Consider the following 25,039-nt stretch of genomic DNA (forward strand, 5'->3'; position numbering starts at 1 on the left):
GGAGCTTAGATTTCAGCTATCGCTTTCAGGAGACTCTGAGCCTCCTGCGAGCACCCCCATCACCTTCCATCGGAGGAACACCACAGTGAAGCGCAACAGGATCGCCCTCTCGGGCCTCGCGCTGCTCGGCGTCGGAGGGCTCGCGCTCTCCGGCTGCACGACGGCCGCTGAAGAAGAGACAGACGGCGACACGACCAGCGACGGTGGCACGATCACGATCGCCACGACCAACGCCCTCACCTCGTTCAACGGCGACACGCCGCAGTCGAACCTCGACACGAACGGCATGATCGGCTACCTCACGGGCGTGAGCGGCGGCCTGGGGCTCGGTGGTTTCCTCTACCTCGACAACGAGTTCAACATCGTCCACGACGAGAGCCTGGGCACGTACGAGGCGGTCAGCGAGGACCCGCTGACGGTCAAGTACACGCTCAACGAGGGTGTCACCTGGTCGGACGGGACCGAGATCACCACCGATGACCTCCTGACGACGTGGGCGATCAACTCCGGGTACTACGACGACGCGAGCTACGACGAGGCGACCGGTGAGGTCACCTCCGGAACGCAGTACTTCCAGCTCGCCGGCAGCACCGCGGGCCTCGACACGACGGCGTTCCCGGAGATCGACGAGGACGAGCGGAGCCTCACGATCACCTATGAGACGCCCTTCGTGGACTGGGAGCTCGTGAACCTGCTCGGCAAGCCCGCGCACGTGCTCGCCGACAAGGCGGGCGTGACCGTCGACGAGCTCGTCAGCACCCTCGAGGAGCTGCCCGAGGGCGACCCCGCCAGCCCGGCGGAGCCGAACGAGACGCTGCAGGCGGTGGCCGACTTCTGGAACACCGGCTACGACGTCACGGAGTTCCCGAGCGACGAGTCGCTGCTCGTGTCGAGCGGGCCCTTCATCGTCACCGACTTCGTCCCGGACTCCTCGGTCACCCTCGAGAAGAACCCGGAGTACGCGGGCGAGAACGAGCCGGCCTACGACCAGCTCATCATCCGCTTCATCGGCGACGCGAACGCTCAGGTCACCGCGCTCCAGAACGGCGAGGTCAACGCGATCTACCCGCAGGCGTCCGCCGACACGCTGACGGCTCTGGAGTCGGCCAACGCGAACATCCACGAGGGCGACCAAGTGTCGTACGACCACCTCGACCTGAACTTCGGCTCCGAGGTCTTCAGCGACCCCGACGTGCGCGAGGCCTTCCTCAAGACGATCCCGCGTCAGCAGATCCTCGAGTCGATCATCACGCCCGTGAACCCCTCGGCCGAGGTGCTGAACTCGCAGATCTATGTCGGCAGCCAGGCCGAGTACGCGGATGCGATCGCGGAGAACGGGTACGACGAGTTCGCCGAGCCCGACATCGAGGGAGCCCAGCAGCTCCTGAACGGCCAGACGCCGACCGTGGGCATCCTCTACAACACCGACAACCCGAACCGCGTCGACGCCTTCGCCCTCGTGAAGGAGTACGCCGAGCAGGCGGGCTTCATCATCGAGGACCTCGGCTCGCCCGACTGGTCGTCGCTTCTCGCCGGCGGCGAGTACGACGCCTCGATCTTCGGATGGATCTCTCCCGGTGCGGGCAACGCGGCGCTCCCGCAGATCTTCGCGACCGGCGGCGGTGGCAACTACAACGGCTACAGCAACGCCGAGGTCGACGAGCTTGTGGCGGAGTCGCAGGTCACCCTCGACGCCGACGCGCTCGAAGACATCAAGATCCAGATCGACGCCAAGACCGCCGAGGACCGCTACGGGCTGCCGCTGTTCCAGCTGCCCGGGCTGTTCGCCGACAACGGCACGGTGACGGGGATCGAGCACTTCGGCGGCCAGACGGGTATCGTCTGGAACGCCCAAGACTGGACCCTCGCCGACTGACGCGGAGTCCGCGGACATCCTCGGCGCACATCGGATCCCCCGGAGGAGAGAACCTCTGAGGGACGTGCAGGGCACCGGAGCACATCGCTCCGGTGCCCTGCACCGTGCGACGGCTCCGGCCGCCGGGACCGCGGACGTGTCGCGAACCAGCGTGCTCCACGACAACTCGATCAGTTAGGGGACCCAGATGGCAGGGTTCATCCTCCGGAGGATAGCGGCGTCGATCCTCGTGCTCCTCGCCGCTTCCTTCCTCATGTACGTCCTCGCGGCGAACTCCGGCGATCCGCTGCAGGACCTCCGCGGGCTCAACACCGCGAACAAGGACCAGCTCATCGCCGCCCGGGTCGAGGCGCTCGACCTCAACGTCCCGCCTCCGCTGCGGTGGTTCCTCTGGCTCGGGGGCGTCGCCGGCTGCGTCGTCGGCCGATGCGATCTGGGCCTCAACCTCAACAACGCGCCGGTGACCGACCTGTTGCCGTCGGCGATGCTCTCCACGGTGCAGCTGGTCAGCGTCGCGTTCGTCCTCGCGCTTCTCCTCGGCGTCACCGTGGGCATCGTGACCGCGCTGCGTCAGTACAGCGGTTTCGATCTCTCGATCACGTTCCTCAGCTTCTTCCTCTACTCGCTTCCCTCGTTCCTCGTGGCGGTGCTCTTGAAGGAGTTCCTCGCGATCGGCTTCAACGACTTCCTGCAGGGAGGCGAATCCATCGGCGTCGTGGCGATCGTCGTCATCTCCCTGGTGGCGGGCCTCGTGTGGCAGGTCCTCGTCGGAGGACCGGCCCGTCGCAGGCTTCTGACCTTCGCCGTGTCGGCCGTCGCGACGGGGGCGGTGCTGACGTACATCGACGCGACCGACTGGTTCCGTGAACCGGGGCTCGGGCCGGTGGGCCTGCTCCTGCTCCTCGTGGCGACCGCGCTGCTGACCACGTTCATCGTGTCGGGTCTCGAGAACCGTCGCGCCCTCATCACGGCCGGGGTCAACGCTCTCATCGCGTACGCGTGCTCTTTCGCCCTGCAGGGGCTCTTCGACGTCTCGACGATCGGCACGATCCTCATCCTCGCCGTCATCGCGATCGCGGTGGGTGTTCTCAGCGGCTTCCTCGCGGGGGGTCCCGACCGGGCGCAGTCGATGCGCGTCGGCGGGATCGTCGCCTTCGTCGGCGGCGGACTCGTCGTGCTCGACCGGTTCATGCAGTCCTGGTCGGACTACATGGCCCTCGGGCGCATCAACGGACGTCCGATCGCGACGGTGGGCGCCTCGACGCCCAACCTGAACGGCGACATGTGGATCCTCGGCATCGACAGCTTCACGCACCTGCTCCTGCCGACGATCGCGCTCCTGCTCATCTCGTTCGCGTCGTACACGAGGTACGCGCGAGCGGGCCTTCTCGAGGTGCTCGGCCAGGACTACATCCGCACGGCGCGGGCGAAGGGCCTCTCGGAGCGGACGGTGGTGGTACGCCACGCGTTCCGCAACATGCTCATCCCCATCGCGACGCTCGTGGCCACCGACCTCGGAGCGCTGCTCGGCGGAGCCGTCATCACCGAGAACGTCTTCGCGATCAGCGGCATGGGAGCGCTGTTCAACCAGTCGCTGAAGCGCGTCGACCTCAACCCGATCATGGGCTACTTCCTCGTGATCGCGATCATGGCGATCGTCTTCAACATCCTCGCCGACCTGGCCTACGCCACCCTCGACCCCCGCGTCCGGGTGCGCGCATGAGCCGGGTTCATCCCATGGAGGGAATGCAACGATGACCCAGATGATGATCGATCCCAGCGGATCCGCGGCGCCGAAGGCGCCGGAGGAGACCGTGGGGCTGAGCCAGGGGCGCCTGATCCTCAAGCGCTTTCTCGGCAACAGGCTCGCCGTCGTCTCGCTCGTGCTCTACGTGGCTGTGCTGCTCTTCTCCATCTCCGCGATCGGCCTCGGGCCGATCCCCGGCTGGTGGCACCGCAACTACTCCTCCACGTCGACGCTCGTCGACGGGGGAGCGTCCACGCTCTCGCTCATCCCCCAGTGGCTCGGCGGGGAGGGCATCCGTCTCGGTGAGCATCCCTTCGGACAGAGCCGCATCGGGGTGGACTACTTCGCGATGACGATGCGCGGCATCCAGAACTCCGTGGTCGTGATGATCGTGATCGGCGGACTCGGCACCATCGTGGGGACGGTGATCGGCGCGATCGCCGGCTACTTCCGCGGCTGGGTCGACGCCGTCCTCATGCGTGTCACGGACGTCTTCATCGTGATCCCCGCGCTCGTGATCGGCGCGGTCGTCGGGCGGAGCGCGGGAGGACTGGGCGTGTGGGTGCTCTCGGTGACCCTCGCGTTCTTCTCCTGGATGACCATCGCGCGACTCGTGCGGGCGGAGTTCCTCAGCCTGCGCGAGCGCGAGTTCGTCGAGGCGGCGCGGGTGGCCGGTGCGAGCGATGCGCGCATCATCTTCAAGCACATCCTGCCCAACGCCGTCGGCGTCGTGATCGTGAGCGCGACGCTTCTCGCCGCCAGCGCCATCCTGCTGGAGACCGCCCTGAGCTACCTGGGATACGGCATCCGACCCCCCGAGGTCTCTCTCGGACGGCTCATCTCCGACAACCAGTCGGCGTTCGCGACACGGCCGTGGCTCTTCTGGTACCCGGCGACCTTCATCGTGCTGCTGGCCCTGCTCGTCAATTTCGTCGGCGACGGGCTGCGCGACGCGTTCGATCCCCGTCAGAAGCGCTTCTCGGTGCGCCGGACGAAGGAACGCGACTCGTGAGGTCAGCCCGTCCAGCCGAGCAGCAGAAGGACGACCGCCGCGGCGATCGCCACGACCGCCGGCACATTCCAGCGCGGACGCACGTCGTACGTCTCGGCGGTCCCGGTCTCGATCGCGCCCGCGTCCAAGAGACGCTGCCACCGCTCGCGCACGAGGGTCGCCGCCTGGCCCGAGTCCGTTCCCAGCAGGTCGCCGGGGCGCAGCCCGCGGCCGTCGTATCCGCTGCTGCGGCGCTCGGCGCGCCGGGCCGATGCGGCGCCCATGCGGCCCGGCGCCGGAGCGGCGGTGGCCGAGAACGCGCGACCGGGCACGTGCAGGGTGAGGGCGTACTTCGTGTCGACGTGCACGAGCGCGGGCCACGGAACGTCCACGGTGCGCAAGACGTTCACGAGACGCACCTCCTCGTCGTCGAGGCGCACATGGGGCTGCCACAGAACGGCCCACGTCACCGCCGCGAGAGCGGCCCAGGGCAGGAGAACGGGCAGCGTCTGCGGTCCGCCCCGGACCACGCCGACCACCATGACGGCGCCCGACACCGCCCAGATCAGCACGCTCATGACACGGTTCAGGCGGGGACGGAACACGACGGGCATGAGCCCATGATCCCAGCACATCGCCCGCACGGACAAAGCCGGGCCATCCCGGCCGGAGGACAGCAACGATGACCGACACCACCGCAGCCGTGCCGACGCTGGAGCTGACCGATCTCAGCGTCGACTTCGCCGTCGACGGCTACTGGGTCCCGGCCGCGAAGAAGCTCAGCTACCGGATCCTCCCCGGCCAGGTCGTGGCCGTGGTGGGGGAGTCGGGCTCGGGCAAGAGCGTCAGCTCGATGGCCGTCCTCGACCTTCTCCCGAAGAACAGCCGCGTCACGGGGAGCATCAAGCTCCAGGGGCGCGAGATCAACGGCCTCTCCCCGCGGGAGCTCCGCTCCGTGCGCGGAAAGGAAGCCGCGGCGATCTTCCAGGAGCCGATGACGGCGCTCAACCCCGTCTTCACGGTCGGCTCGCAGATCATCGAGGCCATCCGGGTGCACCGCACCATCGCACCGTCCGACGCCCGGGATCGTGCTCTCGAGCTTCTCGGGCTCGTCGGCCTCCCCGATCCGCAGAAGGCCTTCGACTCCTATCCGCACCAGCTCTCGGGCGGTCAGCGTCAGCGCGCGATGATCGCGCAGGCGCTCTGCAACGATCCCGCTCTCCTCATCGCGGACGAGCCGACGACAGCTCTCGACGTGACGGTTCAGGCGGAGATCCTCGAGCTCATCCGCGACCTCAAGGACCGCTTCGACTCGGCCATCCTCCTCATCACCCACGACATGGGCGTCGTCGCCGACCTCGCCGACTGGATCGTCGTCATGAAGCTCGGTGAGATCGTCGAGCAGGGACCGGTCTCGCAGGTGCTGAACGAGCCGCAGCACCCGTACACGAAGGTGCTGCTCGATGCCGTCCCCCGGCTCGGCGAGGGTGCGGGAACCGATGCGGAGCACATCGACGTCGTCGCCGGTCTGGCGGAGACGGTGGGAACGGAGCCCGCGCCGGACGCCGCCGAGGTCGAGGAGGTGCGCGATCCCGTCCTCCTGCTGGAGGACGTCGTGATCGAGTACGGCCGGCGAGGGAAGCTCGGGGCGTTCCGCGCCGTCGACGGCGTGTCCCTGCAGATCGGCGACGGCGAGGTTCTGGGCCTGGTGGGCGAATCGGGCTCGGGGAAGTCGACGATCGGGCGCGCGGCGATCGGGCTCCAGCAGATCGCTTCCGGCCGGCTCGTCGTCGCGGGAACGGACATCAGCGCGTACGACCGCGCCTCGATCCGCTCGCTCCGCCGCAAGGTGGGCATCGTCTTCCAGGACCCGTCGTCCTCGCTCAACCCGCGTCTGCCGATCGGCGAGAGCATCGGCGAGCCGCTTCTGCTGGCGGGCGAGGCGAAGGGCGCCGCGCTCGACCGCAGGGTCGAGGAGCTGCTCGACTCCGTCCGCCTTCCGCGGTCGTACCGGAACCGTTACCCGCACGAGCTCTCGGGCGGGCAGAAGCAGCGGATCGGCATCGCCCGTGCCCTCTCGCTGAAGCCCCAGCTGCTCGTGGCGGACGAGCCGACGAGCGCGCTCGACGTGTCGGTGCAGGCGACCGTGCTGGAGCTGCTGAAGGCGTTGCAGGCAGAGCACGGCTTCGCCTGCCTCTTCATCAGCCACGACCTCGCCGTCGTCGACATCATGGCGGACCGCATCGCGGTGCTCAACCACGGTGTCATCGCCGAGCAGGGAACCCGCGACCGGATCCTTCGCGCTCCGCAGGATCCCTACACCCAGCGCCTCATCGCCGCCATCCCCGTGCCGGACCCGGAGGAGCAGCGGAAGCGCCGTGAGCTTCGCCGCGCCGTGCAGGAGGACGCCTCATGACACGATGCCCGGGCGACGCCATCCCCGGCCAGACGGTCGAGCTCGCCGACTGATGAGTCGCCCGGATGCGACGAGCCGGACGATCCGCGGGAACGCGGGGATCGTCTGGCTCGTCCTCACAGCGGCGGTCGTGCTGTTCCTCCTCGGCGACGTCGTGGTCCGGGGCGGCGCGTACCAGGCGCTGCTCATCGCGCCGTGGCTGCTCCTGCCGGTGTGGTTCGTATGGGTCTTCCTGTACGCCCCCCATGTCACGGCGGATCGCCAGGGCGTGCGGGTGCGGAACCCGCTGAGGACGACGGAGATCCCCTGGGACGCCGTGAGGGAGATCACGCTGCGGTGGCAGGTGGCGTTCCGTCTCGCCGACGGTCGCGAGATCCAGGCGTGGGCGGTCGCCGCGAAGCGCCCGAACCGCCGCTCGCACGACCAGCCGGCCGAGCGGGAGACAGAGATCCTGCGGGAGCTCCGGGAGAACGCGCTGCCGTCCGTCGGGGGAGAGGCGCGGCAGAGCTGGGATGTCCCGGCCCTCGCCTCGCTCCTCGCCCTCCTGGCGTGGGCTGCCGCCGCCGTCGCGCTCGCCGGCTGACAATGCGGGCGAAACGGCCCCTGAAGGGCGTGCGCGGCCTCGTCCTGTAGAATGGACTGCCCCGGTTCCGGGGCGGCCCCCCATCTCAGAAGGATCCCTTCATGGCGCTCGCCCATCGTTCCGACCTCCGCAACGTCGCGATCGTCGCGCACGTCGACCACGGGAAGACCACCCTCGTGGACGCCATGCTGCGCCAGACGGGCTCGTTCGGCGAGCACGCGCACGTCGAGGAGCGCGCGATGGACTCGAACGACCTCGAGCGCGAGAAGGGCATCACGATCCTCGCCAAGAACACGGCGATCACCTACAACGGCGCGCACACGGACGTGCCCGTCACGATCAACGTGATCGACACCCCGGGCCACGCCGACTTCGGCGGCGAGGTCGAGCGCGGCCTGTCGATGGTGGACGGCGTCGTGCTCCTCGTCGACGCGTCGGAGGGCCCGTTGCCCCAGACGCGCTTCGTGCTGCGCAAGGCGCTCGAGGCCAAGCTGCCGGTCATCCTCCTCGTGAACAAGACCGACCGCCCCGACGCCCGCATCGCGGAGGTCGAGGAGGAGAGCCAGGACCTGCTGCTCGGCCTCGCGAGCGACCTGCAGGACGACGTGCCCGACCTCGACGTCGACGCGCTGCTCGACGTCCCCGTCGTCTACGCCTCGGGTCGTGCCGGCGCCGCCTCGCGCACCCGCCCGGCCGACGGATCGCTCCCCGACAACGACGACCTCGAGCCGCTCTTCGAGGCCATCCTCCAGCACGTCCCCGCTCCGTCCTACGACGATGAGGCCCCCCTGCAGGCGTGGGTCACGAACCTCGACTCGTCGCCGTTCCTCGGGCGCCTCGCCCTGCTGCGCGTCTTCAACGGAACGCTCAAGAAGGGCCAGACGGTCGCCTGGGTGCGAGCCGACGGCTCGACGAGCAACGCCCGCATCACGGAGCTGCTGAAGACCCGCGCGCTCGAGCGCTACCCTGCGGAGTCGGCCGGCCCCGGCGACATCGTCGCGATCGCGGGCTTCGAGGACATCACGATCGGCGAGACGATCGCCGACCCCGAGGACGTGCGCCCGCTGCCGGCCATCACGGTCGACGACCCGGCGATCTCCATGACGATCGGCACGAACACCTCGCCGCTCGTGGGCAAGGTCAAGGGACACAAGCTCACGGCGCGCATGGTGAAGGACCGCCTCGATCGCGAGCTCATCGGCAACGTCTCGCTCAAGGTCGTCGACATCGGAAAGCCCGACGCGTGGGAGGTGCAGGGCCGCGGTGAGCTCGCCCTCGCCATCCTCGTCGAGAACATGCGCCGCGAGGGCTTCGAGCTGACCGTCGGCAAGCCCCAGGTGGTCACGAAGAAGGTCGACGGCAAGACGTACGAGCCGTTCGAGCACCTCACGATCGACGCCCCCGAGGAGCACCTCGGCGCGATCACGCAGCTCCTCGCCGCCCGCAAGGGACGCATGGAGAACATGACGAACCACGGCACCGGATGGGTTCGGATGGAGTTCATCGTCCCCTCCCGCGGCCTCATCGGGTTCCGCACGGAGTTCCTCACGACGACGCGCGGCACGGGCATCGCCAACGCCATCTCCCACGGCTACGAGCCCTGGGCAGGCCAGATCGTGACGCGCCAGAACGGCTCGATCGTCGCGGACCGCTCCGGCGTGGTGACGCCGTTCGCGATCATCGCCCTGCAGGAGCGGATGACGTTCTTCGTGCAGCCGACCGAAGAGGTCTACGAGGGCATGGTCATCGGCGAGAACTCGCGCAGCGACGACATGGACGTGAACATCACCAAGGAGAAGAAGCTCACGAACATGCGCTCCTCCACGGCCGACACGTTCGAGTCCATGACGCCGCCGCGTCAGCTCTCCCTCGAGGAGTCGCTCGAGTTCGCGCGCGAGGACGAGTGCGTGGAGGTGACGCCCGAGAAGGTGCGCATCCGCAAGGTCGTCCTCGACGCCACCGAGCGCGGCCGCGCCGCCTCGCGTCTCAAGCGCCAGGGCTGAGACGCCGGAGCGCGCTCACCTCAGCTCGGACACGAGGACGGCCGAGGTCCCCGGGAGCGCCGCCTCGAACACGTGGGCCTCGTCTCCCGGGTAGGACAGGTAGTCGCCGGGTGTGAGCCTGACCGGCGCGTCGGCGGGGCCGACGAGCGCCTCGCCGCTGATGAGGACCACGTGCTCCGTCGTGCCCCGGAGGTGCGGCTCGGAGTCGCGCGGCCGCCCGGGCTCGGCCTGGATGAGGTAGATGTCGCGTCGCGCGTGGGGCGGGCTCGCCGCCAGCAGCGTCGCGACGTAGGGGGCGGATTCCGACGGGACGCCCGGGATCCCGCTCGCTCTGACGAGGTGCGGCGGGGCCGCCCGCTGGTCGACCAGCACGGCGAAGGGGACGCCCAACGCGTCGCCGAGCGCCCACAGCGTCTCGACGCTCGGGTTGCCGGAGCCTCCCTCGAGCTGCGACACGGTGGCCTTCGAGATGCCGGCCCGTCGGGCGAGCTCGGAGACGCTCATCCCCGCCGTCTCTCGTTCCCGGCGCAGGGTTCGTGCGATGCGGGTGCGCAGGTCTTCCATGTGTTCAGTATGGCAAACGACTGTTCGCCTTGACGAACCCTTTGTCATGCGTTCAGAATAATGTGCATGTGTTCACCTGAGCGAACGTGCGATGTCGGCGAATCCACGGGGACGCCCGGGTGACCGCGCACTCCGCAAGCGGTGCATCCGCCGAGGTCCGCCGCGCGTGGCGGCAGGGCGTCGCGGTGGCGTCGGCCACGGGCCTCTACGGCGTCTCGTTCGGTGCCCTCGCCGTCGCGGCCGGGCTGGACGTGTGGCAGGCCTGCGTCATGAGCCTCCTCATGTTCACGGGCGGATCGCAGTTCGCCTTCGTGGGCGTGATCGCGTCGGGCGGGCCGGCGGCGGCTCCGTCGGCGATCGCCTTGGCCGCGCTGCTGGGGCTGCGCAACGCCGCCTACGCCGTGCGGATGAGCCCGATCGTCGGCGGGCCGTGGTGGCGGCGGATGCTCGCGGCGCCGTTCACGATCGACGAGTCGACGGCGGTCGCTCTCGCCCAGGACGACGAACGGTCGCGACGGGTCGGCTTCTGGGTGACGGGCGTGGGGATCTACGTCACGTGGAACCTCACGACGCTCGTGGGCGCACTGCTCGGAGACGTCATGGGGGACGTCCGTGCGTACGGGCTTGACGCGGCGGCGGCCGCAGCCATGCTCGCGCTCCTCTGGCCGCGACTGCGCAGCCGGCAGGCCGTCGCGGTCGGCGTCGCGGCGGCCGTCATCGCGGTGGCGCTCACGCCCGCCCTGCCGCCGGGGCTCCCCGTGCTCGTCGCCGCGCTCGTCGCGGTCGCCGTGGGGTGGACCGACTGGCTCGGGCGGCGGGAGCACGACGGAGGCGGACGGAGATGACGCTGTGGACCCCGATCCTGCTCGCCGCCGTCCTGTGCGTCCTCCTCAAGACCGTCGGGTACCTCATCCCGGCGCGGTGGTTCGAGCCGCCGCGCGCCGCGCGCATCGCCGACCTGTTGACCGTCGCGCTGCTCGGCGCGCTCGTCGCGACGCAGACGGCGGCGTCGGGGCAGGCCGTCCTGATCGACGCGCGTATGCCCGCCGTGGCGGTCGCCGTCGTCCTGCTCCGGTTCCGCGCGTCGTTCCTCGCGGTCGTCGTCGCGGCGGCAGCCGTCGCGGCGCTGCTCCGCCTCCTCGGCGGGGCCGCATGACGCCGCGTGCGCTCCCAGCCGACGGCGATAGCCTGCGGGGATGAGGAACGCCTGGCTCGCGCCCCTGCTCACGTGGCTCGTCGCCTTCGTCGCGGGCGGGGTCTTCGGCGTCGCGGGGACCATCGCCCACGCGTTCACGTGGGGAGTGCTCCCCGTCGGCCTGGTCCTCGCGACGGCGGGGTGCGCGGGCCTGCTCGTGTCCCTCCGCCTCCTGACGGACGACCGGTGGTCGGCGCTCGCGGCGGGCCTCGGGATGCTCGCCGCCCTCCTCGTCTACTCCGGTCGCGGGCCCGGCGGCTCCGTCGTGGTGCCGGTGCCCGCCGAAGGGGATTTCCCGTTCGGCTACGTCTGGACGTATCTGCTCGCGGGGCTCGTGCTCGTCGCCGTCGCGTGGCCCGACGTCTCGACGTCGCGCCGTCTGTCCGAGTCCGGCCGGGGCGCGTCCTGGGAGGACGCCCGCTAAGGCTCGCCTTCGGGGCGCGGGCGGTTCAGCCCACGTAGGATTGCGGATGTGACTTATGTGATCGCCCTTCCCTGCGTGGACGTCAAGGACCGCGCGTGCATCGATGAGTGTCCTGTCGACTGCATCTACGAGGGCGAGCGCAGCCTGTACATCCACCCGGACGAGTGCGTGGACTGCGGGGCGTGCGAGCCGGTGTGCCCGGTCGAGGCGATCTACTACGAGGACGACCTGCCCGAGGAGTGGGCGGACTACTACAAGGCCAACGTGGAGTTCTTCGACGACATCGGCTCCCCGGGGGGAGCCTCCAAGACCGGCGTCATCCCCAAGGACCACCCCCTCATCACCGCCCTCCCACCCCAGGGCGAGTAGGCGATGAGCGTCCGCGACCTCGCCGACTACCCCTGGGACACCGTCACCCCTTACCGGGAGCGCGCCGCGGCGCACGCGGGGGGCCTCGTCGACCTGTCTATCGGCTCGCCCGTCGACCCGACCCCGGAGATCGTGCGACGGGCTCTCGCGGAGTCGACGGACGCGCACGCCTATCCGCAGACCGTCGGCACGCCCGCGCTGCGCGAGGCGATCGTGGACTGGTACGCGCGTCGCCGGGGCGTCGCCGGCCTGAGCGTCGACGAGGTCCTCCCGACGATCGGGTCCAAGGAGCTCGTCGCGCTGCTCCCGACCCTCCTCGGGCTCGGCGAGGGCGACGTCGTCGTGCACCCCCGTGCCGCGTATCCGACCTACGAGGTGGGGGCCCGGGTCGTGAACGCGACGCCCGTGGCGTCCGACGACCCGTCCGAGTGGCCCGAGGGTGCCAGGCTCATCTGGATCAACACCCCCGGCAACCCCGACGGACGCACCTGGACCGTCGACGAGCTCGCCGTCGCGGTGAGCCGTGCGCGGGAGCTCGGCGCCGTGCTCGCGAGCGACGAGTGCTATGCGGAGCTCGGGTGGGACGGCCCGTGGGCGGAGGAGCCGGTGCCCTCCGTGCTCGATCCCCGCGTCACGGGCGGCAGCCGCGACGGGCTCCTGAGCGTCTACTCGCTGAGCAAGCAGTCCAACCTCGCCGGCTATCGCGCGGCCTTCGTGGCCGGATGCCCTCGCATCGTGGGCGACCTCCTCGCCGCCCGCAAGCACCTCGGTCTCATGCCCCCGGCGCCCGTGCAGCATGCGATGGCCGTGGCCCTCGGCGACGACGCGCACGTCGAGGCGCAGAAGGCGCTCTACCGCGCACGACGCGACCGGCTGCGCCCCGCGGTGGAGGCCGCCGGATTCCGCATCGACAGGAGCGAGGCGGGCCTGTACCTGTGGGCGACGGAGGGACGCGACGCCTGGGAGTCGATGGGCAGGCTCGCCGATCTCGGCATCCTCGCCGGTCCCGGCGTCTTCTACGGTCCGTGCTTCCCGCAGCACGTGCGGCTGTCGCTCACGGCGAGCGACGAGCGCATCGCCGCCGCGGCCGAACGCCTGAACGGACAGGGCTCGTAGGTTTCCTCCACGACTCCTCCCGGCCTTTGGGAGTTTTCACAGGTAGGCGACACGACCGTTAGGCTGTAGAGGCACAGCGTTCGCATACTCATCCGATCGTGTGCCGGGCCGCCGATCGGCGGCCACAAGAGTTCCATGCGACCAAGACGTCGCGAAGACGATCCTCCAGGAGGCGCTGTGAGCGACGCGGGAAACCCGGCCGACAAGGCCACCCTCACGATCGGTGACAAGACGGCGGAGTTCCCCGTTCTGCAGAGCAGCAGCGGCGTCCCGAGCATCGACATCTCGACGCTCATGCGCGAGACGGGGCACACCACCCTCGACTACGGCTTCGTGAACACGGCGTCGACGACGTCGGCGATCACCTACATCGACGGCGACCAGGGGATCCTGCGCTACCGCGGCTACCCGATCGAGCAGCTCGCGAAGAACTCGAGCTTCCTCGAGACGGCGTGGCTGCTCATCTACGGGGAGCTGCCGACGGCGGACGAGCTCGCCGGGTTCGACGACCGCATCCGCCGTCACACGCTCCTGCACGAGGACCTCAAGCAGTTCTTCACGGCCCTTCCCGACGGCGCCCATCCGATGGCCGTGCTCTCGTCGGCCGTCTCGGCGCTGTCGACGTACTACGAGCACCAGTCCGACCCGGCGAACCCCGAGCACGTCGAGCTCAACATCATCCGGCTCCTCGCGAAGCTGCCCGTCATCGCGGCGTACGCCCACAAGAAGTCGATCGGCCAGGCGTTCCTCTACCCCGACAACTCCCTGAGCTTCGTCGACAACTTCCTGCGCCTGAACTTCGGCGTGATGAGCGAGCCGTACGACGTCGACCCGGTCATGTCGCGCGCCCTCGAGCGCCTCCTCATCCTGCACGAGGACCACGAGCAGAATGCGTCGACCTCCACGGTGCGCCTGGTCGGCTCGACGGGAGCCGACCAGTTCGCCTCGGTCTCCGCCGGCATCCACGCCCTCTCGGGCCCGCTGCACGGCGGCGCGAACGAGGCCGTCCTCAAGATGCTCGCCCAGATCCGCGACTCCGGCCAGAGCGTGCAGCGCTTCGTCGAGCGGGTGAAGAACAAGGAGGAGGGCGTGAAGCTCATGGGCTTCGGGCACCGGGTGTACAAGAACTACGATCCGCGTGCCAAGCTCGTCAAGGAGTCGGCCGACGAGGTGCTCCGCGAGCTCGGCGTCACCGATCCGCTCCTCGACCTCGCCAAGGAGCTCGAGGAGATCGCCCTGAGCGACGACTACTTCAAGGAACGTCGTCTCTATCCGAACGTCGACTTCTACACCGGCGTCATCTACAAGGCGATGGGCTTCCCGTCGCGGATGTTCACGGTGCTCTTCGCGATCGGGCGCCTGCCCGGATGGCTGGCGCACTGGCGCGAGCTCAACCTCGATCCCCAGACCAAGATCGGGCGTCCGCAGCAGCTCTTCACCGGCTCGCCGGAGCGGGAGTACCCGACGGCCTGAGTCGCCTCGCGCCCGCCGCCCGCGCAATCGGCGAGGATCCATCCGGCCGGCGAGAATCCATCCGCCACGCGCATTGTCGCGGTGCGGATGGATTCTCGCCGCATCGATCGACGAGGCGCGGCTCAGGCGTGGAGCGCAGCGTTGAGCGTCACGCCGACGCCCCTGCGGCGCCGGGCCTGGATGGCGCCCGTCACGGAGTTGCGGATGAACAGCAGACCGCTCGCGCCGTGGAGCGACGCGGCCTTCACGATCTGCGGCGTTCCGTCCGCCGTCGGGGGCTCGTCGGGGAGGACGACCTTCGTGCCGGCGGTGATGTAGAGACCGGCCTCCACGACGCAGTCGTCGCCGAGGGAGATCCCGATGCCGGCGTTGGCGCCGAGCAGCGTCCTCTCGCCGATCGACACCCGGTGGGTGCCGCCTCCGGAGAGCGTCCCCATGATCGACGCGCCGCCGCCGATGTCGCTGCCGTCTCCGACGACGACGCCCTGCGAGACGCGGCCTTCGACCATCGACGCGCCGAGCGTGCCCGCGTTGAAGTTGACGAAGCCCTCGTGCATGACGGTCGTCCCGGGGGACAGGTACGCGCCCAGCCGCACGCGCGACGCGTCGGCGACGCGCACGCCGGGGGGGAGGACGTAGTCCGTGAGGCGCGGGAACTTGTCGAGGGACTGCACCTGGATCCCGGCACGCTGGAGCACGGGGCGCAGCCGGGTGAGGTCGTCCGGATGGACCGGCCCCGCGTTCGTCCAGGCGACGTTGGGCAGATGGGCGAAGACGCCGTCGAGGTTGAGGTCGTTGGGCTTCACGAGGCGGTGCGAGAGCGCGTGCAGACGCAGATAGGCGTCCGAGGTCGACGCGGGCGCCGCATCGAGGTCGATCTCGACCTGCACGGCCTCGACCGTGACGTTGCGGCGCTCGTCCGGGCCCGCGGCGCGCTCGAGCTCCGCCGCCGATGCCTCCGCAACGGCGGGCGAGCCCGTGCCGAGCCTTCCGTACCAGGTGTCCAGTACCGTGCCGTCGCCGGCGATCGTCGCGAGGCCGACGCCCCAGACCGTTCGTTCATCGCTCATGCCTCCCAGGGTATCCGGGAGCGCGGGGCGTCTCCTCCGCGCTCGATAGACTCGAGGCCATGCCGACGCTCGACCTCACCCTGTCCGCCGCCGATCTGACCCGGGCGATCTGCGACATCCCGAGCGTCTCCGACGACGAGCGCGTCCTCGCGGACGCGATCGACGAGGCCGTCCGCGCGCTCGCGCACCTCGAGGTGCATCGCGACGGCGACACGATCGTCGCGCGCACGCAGCTCGGGCGTGCGCAGCGGGTCGTCATCGCCGGTCACATCGACACGGTGCCCGTCAACGGCAACGTGCCGACCCGCGACGTCGAGATCGACGGCGAGCCCTTCATCTGGGGGCGCGGCACCGTCGACATGAAGGGCGGCACGGCCGTGCAGCTCCGGCTCGCGGCCGAGCTCGCCGACCCCGTCGTCGACATCACGTGGATCTGGTACGACCACGAGGAGGTCGAGGCCTCGAAGAGCGGCCTCACGAGGCTCGCCGCGACGCGTCCCGATCTGTTCGCCGGCGATCTCGCCATCCTGGGAGAGCCCTCGAACGGAGAGGTCGAGGGCGGCTGCAACGGCACGCTCCGCGTCGTGGCACGCACCCGGGGCCGTCGGTCCCACTCGGCACGGGCGTGGATGGGCGAGAACGCGATCCACGCCGCGGCGCCGATCCTCGCGCGGCTCGCCGCGTACGAGCCGCGGGAGATCGTCGTCGACGGTCTCGCCTACCGCGAAGGGCTGAACGCCGTGAGGATCTCGGGCGGCGTCGCGGGGAACGTCATCCCCGACCTGTGCGAGGTCGAGGTGAACTTCCGCTTCGCGCCCAGCAGGTCGGGGGAGCAGGCGGTCGCGCACGTCCGCGAGGTGCTCGAGGGCTTCGACGTCGAGGTGACCGACCTCGCCGAGGGCGCCCGGCCCGGGCTCGATGCGCCGATCGCGCAGGACTTCGTCCGCGCGGTGGGCGCGACGCCCCGGCCGAAGTACGGGTGGACGGACGTCGCGCGCTTCTCGGCGCTCGGCGTGCCGGCCGTGAACTACGGCCCCGGCGATCCGAGCCTCGCGCACCACGACGAGGAGCGCGTGTCCGTCGCGCAGATCGAGGACGTCGAGCGGGGTCTGCGGGCATGGCTGACGGCCGGCTGACGGCTTCGTCCGCGACGACGGGCTGGCGCGCCCGGTGGGATGCGCTCCCCCCTGTCGTCCGCATCACGTCGATCTACGTCGCCGCGCGCCTCGTGACGACGGCGCTCATGCTGCTGAGCGCCCAGCTGTCGCCGGCGTCGTCCCGGTTCGGGCCGGATCCCGGCCTCGTCGACTACATCCTCGGATGGGACGCCCAGTGGTACTGGACGGTCGCCGTCGACGGCTATCCGGCCGACCTGCCGCTGTCGGAGGGCGGCGACGTCGAGCAGAACGCCTGGGCATTCATGCCGGTGTACGCATACCTCTCGCAGCTCGTCGGAAACGTGCTCGGCGCGGGGACGTGGTGGATCGGCGCTCTCCTCGTCTCGCTGGTCGCCGGCTGGGCCGCGTGCGTCGTCCTGCACCGCCTGCTGCGCGAGCGCCTCGACGAGGACCGGGCGCAGTGGGGCGTCGTGATCTTCGCGAGCGGGCCCCTCGCCGCGCTGTTCCAGGTGGGGTACGCGGAGTCGCTGTTCCTCCTCTTCCTCCTCACGGCGCTGCTGTGCGTCATGCGCAGACGGTGGCGCGCCCTGTACCTGCTCGTGCCGCTCATGGGCTTCACCCGGCCCGGAGTGCTCGCCTTCGCGCTCTTCCTCGGCCTCTACGGGATCTGGCGCCTGACGCGGCGGCGGACCGTTCCGCTTCCGCGCATCGAGATCGTGCACATCGTGGCCGTCGCCGCCCTCGCCACGGCCGTGGGCTTCGCGTGGCAGGCGATCACGGGCGCGGTGACGGGGGATCCCGAGGCGTACCTCGAGACGGAGCTCGCCTGGCGCCGCTCGTGGACGGGCGACGGCGGCGGCTTCGTCCCCTTCGAGGGATGGATCCAGGCAGCGGGGGTGTGGGCCGGCGTGTGGGGGATCCCGGCCTGGCTCTGCTACGCCCTTCTGGGCGTGGGGGTGGCCGGCACGTTCGCGGCGCTCCTCTTCGCCTCCTCCGTGAGACGACTGGGCGGAGAGGTCCGGCTCTGGTCGGCGAGCTACCTCGTCTACCTGCTGGCGGTGTTCTTCCCGCAGTCGAGCACCTTCCGCCTCCTCGTTCCGCTCGCCCCGCTCGCGGGAGCACTGGCGGTGACGCGCCGGCCCGGTTACCGCGCCTGCGTCCTCCTGGCCTGCCTCGTCGCGCAGTGGGCGTGGATCTTCGGCATGTACGGGCACGGGAACACGTTCTGGCTCATCCCCTGAATCCGGTCACGAGGGGAAATCTGACACGCCCGTGCAACAGCGGATGACAACGCGACCGATAAACTAGAGCTCTGACCGCAACGGAAAGGATGCCGCGATGGCAGCGATGAAGCCGAGAACCGGAGACGGACCTATGGAGGCCGTGAAGGAGGGGCGCCTCATCATCGTGCGCGTCCCGCTCGAAGGTGGCGGGCGACTCGTCGTATCCGTCAATGACGAAGAGGCCCGGGAGCTGCACGGCGTGCTGGGCAACGTCGTGAGCGCCGCGTAGCATTCGCGTTCGTCTCGTGGCGGATGGCCGGACCCTCGGGATCCGGCCATCCGCTTTCTCATGCCGTGGGGACGACCGTCAGCTGGAGGAGACCCTCGTTCACCGTCGACAGCGCGGCGATGACGGCGGCGGAGGCCTGCGTCTCCTGCAAAAGCGTGCGGTAGTTGCGGGTCGTCGCGTCGCGCTGCACCGGGTCGGCGACGCGTCCGCCGTGCAGCACGCGCGGCACGAGGACCGTGCCGCCGGGGCGCGCCAGACGCAGCCCGTGCTCGACGTAGTCGATGACGTTCGCGGCATCCGCATCGATGAGCACGATGTCGTATGCGCCCTCGTTCATGCGCGGGAGGACCTCGGCCGCGCGGCCCGTGATGTAGCGGGCGCGCGCAAGGGGGACCCCCGCCGCCTGGAACGCCGAGCGGGCCGCCGAGAGATGCTCCGGCTCGCTGTCGATCGTCGTGAGCACCGCCTGAGGCGCGCCGTGCAGGAGCCAGAGCCCCGAGACGCCGGCGCCGGTGCCGATCTCGATGATCGTGCGCGCCGCCGTGGCCGCCGTCACGACGGCGCACTGCGCGCCGATCCCGGGGCTGATCGGCGCGGCGCCGAGCTCGAGCGCGTTCTGACGGGCGCGAGCGATGTGGTCGGGCTCGACGACCGTCTCGCGGGCGAAGCGGGCGACCGCATCCAGTTCGCTCATAGGGCAATCCTCCTGACGATCTCCTCAGCCTACGGTGCCGTCGGCGCCCTGACCGGGCGGCGCGGCCCGGTACCCTGAGATCATGTTCTCCGGGCTGACGATCGAGAAGATTGCGCTGATCGGCTTCATCGCAGCCCTCATCGTCGGCCCCGAGCGGCTCCCGCGGTATGCGGAGAACCTCGCCGTGCTCATCCGCCGGGCGCGGGACTGGCTGCAGGGGGCGCGCACGCGCGTCAAGGACGAGATGGGCGAGGACTTCGACGACGTCGACTGGCAGAAGCTCGATCCGCGTCAGTACGATCCTCGACGCATCATCCGCGAGGCGCTCCTGGACGACGCGCCGGCCGCCGCCGCCGCGGGAAGCGCGCCGAAGGCGGCGGTGCGCCAGCCGCGGACGACCCCGCTCACGCGAGAGACCTTCACCGCCGAGGCGCCGCCGCCGTTCGACTCCGAGGCGACCTGACCCCGCTGTGCTCCTGCGGCCGACCGCTCGGTGCGCCCTGCGGCCCGGGCGCGGCGTTCGACGCGGTGCTCGTCTCGCCGAGAGTCCACATGGGCCGCGAGAATCCGGGCGCCGGCCGCATTCTCGCGGCGCGGATCGATTCTCGCGGTGAGCCTCGGGCGTCCCCGCCGGCTCAGGACGGGGAGAGCGGGAGCTTGCGGCCGAGGAGGCGGCGAGGTTCGGCGGCGAGGGCGGCGGCCACCGCGGCGATCGCCTGCGCCGCGGCGTCTTCGGGATGCGCGAGGACGACGGGCTCGCCGCTGTCCCCTCCCGCGCGCAGGGCGGGACTCAGCGGCACGGACGCCAGCAGCGGCACCGTGACCTCCGCGGTGGACAGCGCCGAGGCCACGGCGTCGCCGCCTCCCGAGCCGAACAGATCGAGCGTGCTCCCATCGGGCAGCGTGAACGCCGACATGTTCTCCACGACCCCGACGACCCGCTGACCGGTCTGCCGGGCGACGAGTCCGCTCCGCACGGCGACGTCGGAGGCGGCCGTCTGCGGTGTCGTGACGACGAGCACGTCGGCGTGGGGCAGCAGCTGCCCCACGGAGATCGCGATGTCGCCGGTTCCGGGAGGCATGTCGATGAGGAGGAGGTCGAGATCGCCGAAATAGACGTCGGTGAGGAACTGCTGTACCGTGCGGTGGAGCATCGGCCCCCGCCAGGCCACGACCTCGTTGCCGTTCTGGAGGAACATCCCGATCGAGATCGCCTTCACCCCGTACGCCACGGGCGGCAGGATGAGGTCTCCGACCTGGGTCGGGGACGGCGCGACGCCGTCGACGGTGAGCCCGAGGAGGGCGGGGATCGAGAAGCCGTGCACGTCGGCGTCGACGAGCCCGACCTTCAGGCCCCGCCCGGCGAGCGCGACGGCGAGGTTGGCGGTCACGGTCGACTTCCCGACCCCTCCCTTGCCGCTCGTGACCGCGATGACACGGGTGAGCGAGTCCTCGCCGAACGGCATGACGCGCTGTGCGCCCCGAAGGCGCTCGGTGAGCGCCTTGCGCTGTGCCGGCGTCATGACGCCGACCGCGACGGAGACGGGCGTGCCGTCCGCCGCCTGCTCGGCCGCGCGGCGCACGTCCCTCTCGATCCGGTCCGCAGCCGGGCAGCCGACGATCGTGAGCGCGATCTCGACCTCGACGCCGTCGCCGCCGCCGCGCACGCCGCGGACCATGTCGAGCTCGGAGAGGGGGCGCCGCAGCTCGGGGTCCGTCACACGGCCGACGGCGTCGCGGATGCGATCGAGCAGAGTGCCGGATGCGTCGCTCATGAGGGCCGGTGCTCCTCTCCGGGAGACGAGGCGTCACCGGGCGCGGGCGGCCGCTGCTCGCGCTCGATGTGCTCGAGCAGCGTCCTGAGCTCCTCGCGCAGCACGTCCCGCGAGATCGTCCGGTCCTCGAGATCGGTCAGCGCCATCCGCAGCGCCACGATCTCGCGGGCGAGGTACTCCGTGTCGGCGAGGTTGCGCTCGGCGCGCTGCCGGTCCTGCTCCATCGCGACGCGATCGCGGTCGTCCTGCCGGTTCTGGGCGAGCAGGATCAGCGGGGCCGCGTACGACGCCTGGAGCGAGAGCACGAGGGTGAGCGCCGTGAAGCCGAGCGCCGCGGAGTCGAAGCGCCACTCGACGGGCACGAGGGAGTTCCACGCCATCCACAGCATGCAGAAGAGAGTGAGCCCGATGAGGAACCACGGCGTGCCCATCGCGCGGGCGATCCACTCCGTCGCGCGCCCGAAGCGATCCCTGTCGCGGGCGCGGAAGTCGGCGTCGATCCGCGGGCGGCGCCCGCGGAGGGCGAACGGGCGGGGGTCGGTGCGGGCCATCATCCGCCCACCGTCCCGATCGCGCCGGTCGCGGGGGCGCGGGGGATCTCCTCGTCGGGATCCTGCGACCGCCAGTCCTCCGGGAGGAGGTAGTCGAGCACGTCGTCCACGGTCACGGCGCCGACGAGCCGGTGGGCGGCGTCGACGACCGGCACCGCGACGAGGTCGTAGCTGGCGAGGCGCCGCGCGACCTCCGACGCCGATCCCGTCACGAGCACGGGCTCGATCGTCTCGTCGACGATCGCGCCGATCCGCTCGTGCGGGGGGTAGCGGAGCATGCGCTGGAAGTGGACGGCGCCGAGGAAGCGTCCTGTCGGCGTCTCGTAGGGCGGCAGCGTCACGTAGACGCTCGCGGCCAGCGCGGGGTGCAGCTCGTGGCGTCGGATGAGCGCCAGCGCCTCCGCGATCGTCGCGTCGGCGGGGAGGATGATCGGCTCCGTCGTCATGAGGCCGCCGGCGGTGTCGGGCCCGTAGCGCAGCAGCATGCGCACGTCCTCGGCCTCCTCGGGCTCCATGAGGTCGAGGAGCTCCTCGCTGCGCTGGGGGGCGAGCTCGGCGAGCAGATCGGCGGCGTCGTCGGGGTCCATGGCGTCGAGCACGTCGGCGGCGCGCTCGTCTCCGAGCCGCTCGAGGATCTGCACCTGGTCGTCCTCGGGCATCTCCTCGAGGGCGTCGGCGAGGCGCTCGTCCGAGAGCTCGGCGGCGACCTCGATCATCCGCCTCTCGGGCAGGTCGAGCAGGGTGTTGGCCAGGTCCGCCGCGCGCAGCTCGGCGTAGCTCGCCGCGAGATGCTCCGCCGACTGCGCCTCTCCGGGAGCGAGCCGCTCGCGGACCTCGCTCCACGCGGCGAACGTCGTCGGCCCCTTCGCGAACGGCGACGCGCTCGTCTTCGGCCTCCGGAGGAAGAGCTGGCTGACGGCCCATTCCCCGATGCGGTTCGGCTCGATCGCGAGATCCTCGATCACGGCCGATCCGCTGCCGTCGGCGAAGTGGACGCGGCGGCCGACGAGCTCGGCCATGACGCGCACCTCGTCGGCGCGCGGCTGGAACCGGCGCACGTTGATGAGGCCGGTGGTGATGACCTGGCCCTGGGCGATCGACGTGATGCGCCCGATCGCGACGAACACGTGCCGGCGACCGGGGATCTCGCACACGAGGCCGATGACGCGGGGAGCCGCCGTACTTCGGTACACGACGACGACGTCGCGGACGCGGCCGAGGCGATCGCCGGTGGGGTCGAAGACGGGACAGCCCGCGAGGCGTGCCACGAAAACCCTCTGTGTACTCACGGGACCCAGCGTAATGCGCCCCTATCCGGCGACCGGCCGGCCGCCGTCGCCGGGGCGTCCGGCCACGTTCACAGACTCCGCATAGGAGACGCAAAGGAGGGGGCGCGCCGCCCGTGGGACAATGACGCCATGAGCATGACGAGCGGACTGGGCAAGGCCCCCGAGATCGGCGAGAAGATCGCGAGCTTCCGTGACTACGACGGAGCCCTGAAAGCCGTCTCGAAGCTCATCGAGGCGGACGTCCCGGCGCGGGAGATCGCGATCGTGGGCAGCGCGCTGCGTTCCGTCGAGAAGGTCACGGGACGTCTGGGATGGGCGCAGGCCGCCTGGTCCGGCGCCCTCAACGGAGTGCTGCTGGGCCTGCTGTTCGGCTCGATGGTTCTCATCTGGACGCCCTCGCTGCCGATGGGCGCGTTCGTCGGGATGCTCCTGCTCGGCGTGGCGATGGGGATGGTGTTCCGTCTCACGAGCTACATGATCGTGCGGCGCCGGCGAGACTTCGCGAGCGTCATGCAGGTCACGGCCGACCACTACGAGGTGGCGGTGCAGCCGTCGAGCGTGGGCAAGGCCCGGCAGATCCTGGGCGCGGCGCCCGAGGCGCCCGCTCCCGTCGATCCTCGTACGCTGAGCGAGCCTCCGCGCTACGGCGTCCGGGTCGATCCGCAGACGGGCGAGCCGCTCGGGTCCCGCCCCGTCGCGGAGACGCCGGGCGCCGACGCCGGCTCGGACCCCGGTGCGGCCGCGGGGGACGGATCCCCCGAGCCCGGGGAGCCTCGCGCGACGGATCCCGACGCGAGGGACTGAGCCCGGCTCGGCCGGGAGCGGGCCTCCCGGACGGGGTCAGGAGCGCAGCCGCGCGATCCACGCCTCGACGCCGTCCGCCATCCGCGGGATGCCGGCGGAGAGGTTCACGGGGCCGTCCTCGGTCATGAGGACGTCGTCCTCGATGCGCACGCCGATGCCGCGGTACTCCGCGGGCACCGTGAGGTCGTCGACCTGGAAGTAGAGCCCGGGCTCGATCGTGAAGACCATGCCGGGGGCGAGCTCGCCGTCGTAGTACATCTCGCGGCGCGCCTGTGCGCAGTCGTGCACGTCGAGACCGAGGTGATGGCTCGTCCCGTGCACCATGTAGCGGCGCTGCTGGCCGCCGCGGTCGGCGTCGAGCGCCTCCTCGGCCGTGACGGGCAGGAGCCCCCATTCGGCGGTGCGCCTCGCGATGACCTCCATGGCCGTCTCGTGCAGGGTGCGGAACCTCACGCCCGGCCGCGCGGCGGCGAAGGCGGCGTCCGCCGCCTCGCGCACGGTCTCGTAGATCCTCCGCTGGATGTCCGTGAACACGCCGCTCACGGGGAGCGTGCGGGTGATGTCGGCGGTGTAGAGGCTGTCGACCTCGGTGCCGGCGTCGACGAGGATGAGATCGCCGGGGACGACCGCGCCGTCGTTGCGCGTCCAGTGCAGGTAGCACGCGTGCGGGCCGGACGCGGCGATCGTGTCGTAGCCCTCCCCGTTCCCGTCGCTGCGCGCGCGCTGGTGGAAGACCCCCTCGACGACCCGCTCGCCGCGGGGATGCGCGACGATGCGCGGGAGCTCGCGCACGATGTCGTCGAACCCGCGCGCCGTCACGTCGACGGCGAGCGACATCTGCTCGATCTCGTAGGCGTCCTTGACGAGACGCAGCTCGGAGAGGAAGCCCGTCAGCCGCTCGTCCTCGTCGAGCACGAGGTCGCCGTCGGCGGCGGAGAACGCGTCCACGTGAGCGGTGGCGATGCCGAGGTCGGCCGCCACCTGCGCCAGGGAGGGCCGGGGGCCGACCCAGAACTCCCCGATCGAGGCGTCGCGATAGAACTCGGGCGTCTCGCGCGTGGCCCGGTCGCGCAGGAAGAGCGTGACCTCGTGGCCGTCGCCCGCCGGCTCGAACACGAGCAGCGAGTCGGGCACGGCGTCCGCGCCCCAGCCGGTGAGGTGGGAGAAGGCGGAGTGCGCGCGGAAGGGGTAGTCCGTGTCGTTGCTGCGCTGCTTGTATCCGCCGGCCGGCACGACGAGGCGCTCGCCGGGGAACGCCGCCGACACCGCGTCGCGGCGCGCGGCCGCGTACGGCGCCTGGGCCCGTGCAGCGGGCAGGGTCTCCGCCCGTTCGGCCCAGCCGGCGGAGATGGTGTCGAGGAATCCCTGCGGGTACGGCTGGCGGCGGTTCGTGTTCGCGGTCTTCTCGGGGGCGCCCTGGGTGTTCGTCTCGCCGGTGCTCATGACCCCAGTCTCTCACCGCCCGCGAC

Annotated in this window: 25 protein-coding genes; 17 read left to right on the forward strand and 8 right to left on the reverse strand. The window is 70.7% G+C overall.

The window, feature by feature from the left end; translation table 11 throughout:
- Positions 1 to 85 precede the first annotated feature (85 nt).
- From N8K70_RS07110 to N8K70_RS07120, 3 genes are all read left to right on the forward strand, one after another.
- A complete protein-coding gene (locus N8K70_RS07110; RefSeq protein ID WP_317140900.1) occupies positions 86 to 1,876 on the forward strand; it encodes an ABC transporter family substrate-binding protein in 1,791 nt (596 codons plus the stop codon).
- Between the two features lie 187 nt (positions 1,877 to 2,063).
- Complete coding sequence (locus N8K70_RS07115; RefSeq protein WP_317140901.1) at positions 2,064 to 3,599, forward strand: ABC transporter permease; 1,536 nt, start codon at positions 2,064 to 2,066, stop codon at positions 3,597 to 3,599.
- Between the two features lie 31 nt (positions 3,600 to 3,630).
- Positions 3,631 to 4,635 carry an ABC transporter permease gene (locus N8K70_RS07120; RefSeq protein WP_394357812.1) on the forward strand — a complete coding sequence of 335 codons (1,005 nt, stop codon included), beginning with the start codon at positions 3,631 to 3,633 and terminating at the stop codon, positions 4,633 to 4,635.
- 2 nt (positions 4,636 to 4,637) lie between these two features.
- Here N8K70_RS07120 and N8K70_RS07125 read toward each other — a convergent pair whose 3' ends face one another.
- On the reverse strand, positions 4,638 to 5,228 hold the full coding sequence (locus tag N8K70_RS07125) for a PH domain-containing protein (protein WP_317140903.1): 591 nt from the start codon (positions 5,226 to 5,228) through the stop codon (positions 4,638 to 4,640).
- A gap of 68 nt (positions 5,229 to 5,296) precedes the next feature.
- On the opposite strand from N8K70_RS07125, the gene N8K70_RS07130 reads away from it, so the two are divergent.
- From N8K70_RS07130 to typA, 3 genes are all read left to right on the forward strand, one after another.
- On the forward strand, positions 5,297 to 7,030 hold the full coding sequence (locus N8K70_RS07130) for an ABC transporter ATP-binding protein (protein WP_317140904.1): 1,734 nt from the start codon (positions 5,297 to 5,299) through the stop codon (positions 7,028 to 7,030).
- 52 nt (positions 7,031 to 7,082) lie between these two features.
- The gene (locus tag N8K70_RS07135; protein WP_317140905.1) at positions 7,083 to 7,613 is read left to right on the forward strand and encodes a PH domain-containing protein; all 531 of its coding nucleotides are present in this window, start codon (positions 7,083 to 7,085) and stop codon (positions 7,611 to 7,613) included.
- A gap of 101 nt (positions 7,614 to 7,714) precedes the next feature.
- Positions 7,715 to 9,616, forward strand: coding sequence for a translational GTPase TypA (typA, locus tag N8K70_RS07140; RefSeq protein WP_317140906.1), 1,902 nt, complete (start codon positions 7,715 to 7,717; stop codon positions 9,614 to 9,616).
- Positions 9,617 to 9,631: 15 nt separating this feature from the next.
- On the opposite strand, the gene N8K70_RS07145 is transcribed toward typA, so the two are convergent.
- Positions 9,632 to 10,180: a helix-turn-helix domain-containing protein gene (locus N8K70_RS07145; RefSeq protein WP_317140907.1), complete on the reverse strand. Its 549-nt coding sequence runs from the start codon at positions 10,178 to 10,180 to the stop codon at positions 9,632 to 9,634.
- A 119-nt stretch (positions 10,181 to 10,299) separates the two neighbouring features.
- Here N8K70_RS07145 and N8K70_RS07150 point away from each other — a divergent pair, with 119 nt between their 5' ends.
- The 6 genes from N8K70_RS07150 to N8K70_RS07175 all read left to right on the forward strand — a co-directional run bounded on the left by N8K70_RS07150 (position 10,300) and on the right by N8K70_RS07175 (position 14,757).
- Entirely contained in the window at positions 10,300 to 11,025 is a 726-nt protein-coding gene (locus tag N8K70_RS07150) for an AzlC family ABC transporter permease (protein ID WP_317140908.1), read from the forward strand.
- Positions 11,022 to 11,336, forward strand: coding sequence for an AzlD domain-containing protein (locus N8K70_RS07155; RefSeq protein ID WP_317140909.1), 315 nt, complete (start codon positions 11,022 to 11,024; stop codon positions 11,334 to 11,336). Before N8K70_RS07150 ends, N8K70_RS07155 begins: the two co-directional genes overlap by 4 nt.
- 40 nt (positions 11,337 to 11,376) lie before the next feature.
- A complete protein-coding gene (locus N8K70_RS07160) occupies positions 11,377 to 11,799 on the forward strand; it encodes a histidinol dehydrogenase (protein WP_317140910.1) in 423 nt (140 codons plus the stop codon).
- Between the two features lie 48 nt (positions 11,800 to 11,847).
- Positions 11,848 to 12,168: a ferredoxin gene (gene fdxA, locus N8K70_RS07165; protein ID WP_317140911.1), complete on the forward strand. Its 321-nt coding sequence runs from the start codon at positions 11,848 to 11,850 to the stop codon at positions 12,166 to 12,168.
- A 3-nt stretch (positions 12,169 to 12,171) separates the two neighbouring features.
- Complete coding sequence (gene dapC / locus N8K70_RS07170) at positions 12,172 to 13,284, forward strand: succinyldiaminopimelate transaminase (RefSeq protein WP_317140912.1); 1,113 nt, start codon at positions 12,172 to 12,174, stop codon at positions 13,282 to 13,284.
- A gap of 177 nt (positions 13,285 to 13,461) precedes the next feature.
- Positions 13,462 to 14,757 (forward strand): citrate synthase, encoded by a 1,296-nt coding sequence (locus tag N8K70_RS07175; protein WP_317140913.1) that lies wholly within the window; start codon positions 13,462 to 13,464, stop codon positions 14,755 to 14,757.
- Between the two features lie 122 nt (positions 14,758 to 14,879).
- On the opposite strand, the gene dapD is transcribed toward N8K70_RS07175, so the two are convergent.
- Positions 14,880 to 15,827, reverse strand: coding sequence for a 2,3,4,5-tetrahydropyridine-2,6-dicarboxylate N-succinyltransferase (gene dapD, locus N8K70_RS07180; RefSeq protein WP_317140914.1), 948 nt, complete (start codon positions 15,825 to 15,827; stop codon positions 14,880 to 14,882).
- 59 nt (positions 15,828 to 15,886) lie between these two features.
- On the opposite strand from dapD, the gene dapE reads away from it, so the two are divergent.
- The 3 genes from dapE (at position 15,887) to N8K70_RS07195 (ending at position 18,457) form a co-directional block, all read left to right on the forward strand.
- Positions 15,887 to 16,963 (forward strand): succinyl-diaminopimelate desuccinylase, encoded by a 1,077-nt coding sequence (gene dapE / locus N8K70_RS07185; protein ID WP_317140915.1) that lies wholly within the window; start codon positions 15,887 to 15,889, stop codon positions 16,961 to 16,963.
- On the forward strand, positions 16,945 to 18,186 hold the full coding sequence (locus N8K70_RS07190; RefSeq protein WP_317140916.1) for a hypothetical protein: 1,242 nt from the start codon (positions 16,945 to 16,947) through the stop codon (positions 18,184 to 18,186). Before dapE ends, N8K70_RS07190 begins: the two co-directional genes overlap by 19 nt.
- Positions 18,187 to 18,283: 97 nt before the next feature.
- Positions 18,284 to 18,457 (forward strand): DUF3117 domain-containing protein, encoded by a 174-nt coding sequence (locus N8K70_RS07195; RefSeq protein ID WP_317140917.1) that lies wholly within the window; start codon positions 18,284 to 18,286, stop codon positions 18,455 to 18,457.
- Positions 18,458 to 18,515: 58 nt separating this feature from the next.
- Here N8K70_RS07195 and N8K70_RS07200 read toward each other — a convergent pair whose 3' ends face one another.
- The gene (locus tag N8K70_RS07200; RefSeq protein ID WP_317140918.1) at positions 18,516 to 19,151 is read right to left on the reverse strand and encodes an O-methyltransferase; all 636 of its coding nucleotides are present in this window, start codon (positions 19,149 to 19,151) and stop codon (positions 18,516 to 18,518) included.
- Positions 19,152 to 19,233: 82 nt separating this feature from the next.
- Between N8K70_RS07200 and N8K70_RS07205 the strand changes: the two genes are divergently transcribed.
- Positions 19,234 to 19,614: a Sec-independent protein translocase family protein gene (locus N8K70_RS07205; protein WP_317140919.1), complete on the forward strand. Its 381-nt coding sequence runs from the start codon at positions 19,234 to 19,236 to the stop codon at positions 19,612 to 19,614.
- 172 nt (positions 19,615 to 19,786) lie between these two features.
- Here N8K70_RS07205 and N8K70_RS07210 read toward each other — a convergent pair whose 3' ends face one another.
- Genes N8K70_RS07210 through N8K70_RS07220 form a run of 3 tightly spaced genes read right to left on the reverse strand, consistent with a single transcriptional unit; the run spans position 19,787 to position 22,766 of the window.
- Positions 19,787 to 20,926 carry an Mrp/NBP35 family ATP-binding protein gene (locus N8K70_RS07210; RefSeq protein WP_317140920.1) on the reverse strand — a complete coding sequence of 380 codons (1,140 nt, stop codon included), beginning with the start codon at positions 20,924 to 20,926 and terminating at the stop codon, positions 19,787 to 19,789.
- On the reverse strand, positions 20,923 to 21,477 hold the full coding sequence (locus N8K70_RS07215) for a DUF1003 domain-containing protein (RefSeq protein WP_317141190.1): 555 nt from the start codon (positions 21,475 to 21,477) through the stop codon (positions 20,923 to 20,925). The genes N8K70_RS07210 and N8K70_RS07215 overlap by 4 nt, the downstream gene beginning before the upstream one ends.
- On the reverse strand, positions 21,477 to 22,766 hold the full coding sequence (locus N8K70_RS07220; protein ID WP_317140921.1) for a magnesium transporter MgtE N-terminal domain-containing protein: 1,290 nt from the start codon (positions 22,764 to 22,766) through the stop codon (positions 21,477 to 21,479). Before N8K70_RS07220 ends, N8K70_RS07215 begins: the two co-directional genes overlap by 1 nt.
- 129 nt (positions 22,767 to 22,895) lie before the next feature.
- Here N8K70_RS07220 and N8K70_RS07225 point away from each other — a divergent pair, with 129 nt between their 5' ends.
- Complete coding sequence (locus N8K70_RS07225) at positions 22,896 to 23,570, forward strand: general stress protein (protein ID WP_317140922.1); 675 nt, start codon at positions 22,896 to 22,898, stop codon at positions 23,568 to 23,570.
- 36 nt (positions 23,571 to 23,606) lie between these two features.
- On the opposite strand, the gene N8K70_RS07230 is transcribed toward N8K70_RS07225, so the two are convergent.
- The gene (locus N8K70_RS07230) at positions 23,607 to 25,013 is read right to left on the reverse strand and encodes an aminopeptidase P family protein (RefSeq protein WP_317140923.1); all 1,407 of its coding nucleotides are present in this window, start codon (positions 25,011 to 25,013) and stop codon (positions 23,607 to 23,609) included.
- Between the last annotated feature and the right edge of the window lie 26 nt (positions 25,014 to 25,039).

It is taken from the genome of Microbacterium sp. AB, assembly GCF_032878875.1.
GTDB classification, from domain to species: Bacteria; Actinomycetota; Actinomycetes; order Actinomycetales; family Microbacteriaceae; genus Microbacterium; species Microbacterium betulae.

Coding starts and splice junctions, on each gene's coding strand:
- dapC (WP_317140912.1), top strand. CDS start 12,172: ATGAGCGTCCGCGACCTCGCCGACTACCCCTGGGACACCGTCACCCCT.
- dapD (WP_317140914.1), bottom strand. CDS start 15,827: ATGAGCGATGAACGAACGGTCTGGGGCGTCGGCCTCGCGACGATCGCC.
- N8K70_RS07205 (WP_317140919.1), top strand. CDS start 19,234: ATGTTCTCCGGGCTGACGATCGAGAAGATTGCGCTGATCGGCTTCATC.
- N8K70_RS07115 (WP_317140901.1), top strand. CDS start 2,064: ATGGCAGGGTTCATCCTCCGGAGGATAGCGGCGTCGATCCTCGTGCTC.
- N8K70_RS07195 (WP_317140917.1), top strand. CDS start 18,284: ATGGCAGCGATGAAGCCGAGAACCGGAGACGGACCTATGGAGGCCGTG.
- N8K70_RS07155 (WP_317140909.1), top strand. CDS start 11,022: ATGACGCTGTGGACCCCGATCCTGCTCGCCGCCGTCCTGTGCGTCCTC.
- N8K70_RS07130 (WP_317140904.1), top strand. CDS start 5,297: ATGACCGACACCACCGCAGCCGTGCCGACGCTGGAGCTGACCGATCTC.
- N8K70_RS07120 (WP_394357812.1), top strand. CDS start 3,631: ATGACCCAGATGATGATCGATCCCAGCGGATCCGCGGCGCCGAAGGCG.
- typA (WP_317140906.1), top strand. CDS start 7,715: ATGGCGCTCGCCCATCGTTCCGACCTCCGCAACGTCGCGATCGTCGCG.
- N8K70_RS07230 (WP_317140923.1), bottom strand. CDS start 25,013: ATGAGCACCGGCGAGACGAACACCCAGGGCGCCCCCGAGAAGACCGCG.
- N8K70_RS07125 (WP_317140903.1), bottom strand. CDS start 5,228: ATGCCCGTCGTGTTCCGTCCCCGCCTGAACCGTGTCATGAGCGTGCTG.
- N8K70_RS07160 (WP_317140910.1), top strand. CDS start 11,377: ATGAGGAACGCCTGGCTCGCGCCCCTGCTCACGTGGCTCGTCGCCTTC.
- N8K70_RS07200 (WP_317140918.1), bottom strand. CDS start 19,151: ATGAGCGAACTGGATGCGGTCGCCCGCTTCGCCCGCGAGACGGTCGTC.
- N8K70_RS07145 (WP_317140907.1), bottom strand. CDS start 10,180: ATGGAAGACCTGCGCACCCGCATCGCACGAACCCTGCGCCGGGAACGA.
- N8K70_RS07215 (WP_317141190.1), bottom strand. CDS start 21,477: ATGGCCCGCACCGACCCCCGCCCGTTCGCCCTCCGCGGGCGCCGCCCG.
- N8K70_RS07210 (WP_317140920.1), bottom strand. CDS start 20,926: ATGAGCGACGCATCCGGCACTCTGCTCGATCGCATCCGCGACGCCGTC.
- N8K70_RS07225 (WP_317140922.1), top strand. CDS start 22,896: ATGAGCATGACGAGCGGACTGGGCAAGGCCCCCGAGATCGGCGAGAAG.
- dapE (WP_317140915.1), top strand. CDS start 15,887: ATGCCGACGCTCGACCTCACCCTGTCCGCCGCCGATCTGACCCGGGCG.
- N8K70_RS07135 (WP_317140905.1), top strand. CDS start 7,083: ATGAGTCGCCCGGATGCGACGAGCCGGACGATCCGCGGGAACGCGGGG.
- N8K70_RS07190 (WP_317140916.1), top strand. CDS start 16,945: ATGGCTGACGGCCGGCTGACGGCTTCGTCCGCGACGACGGGCTGGCGC.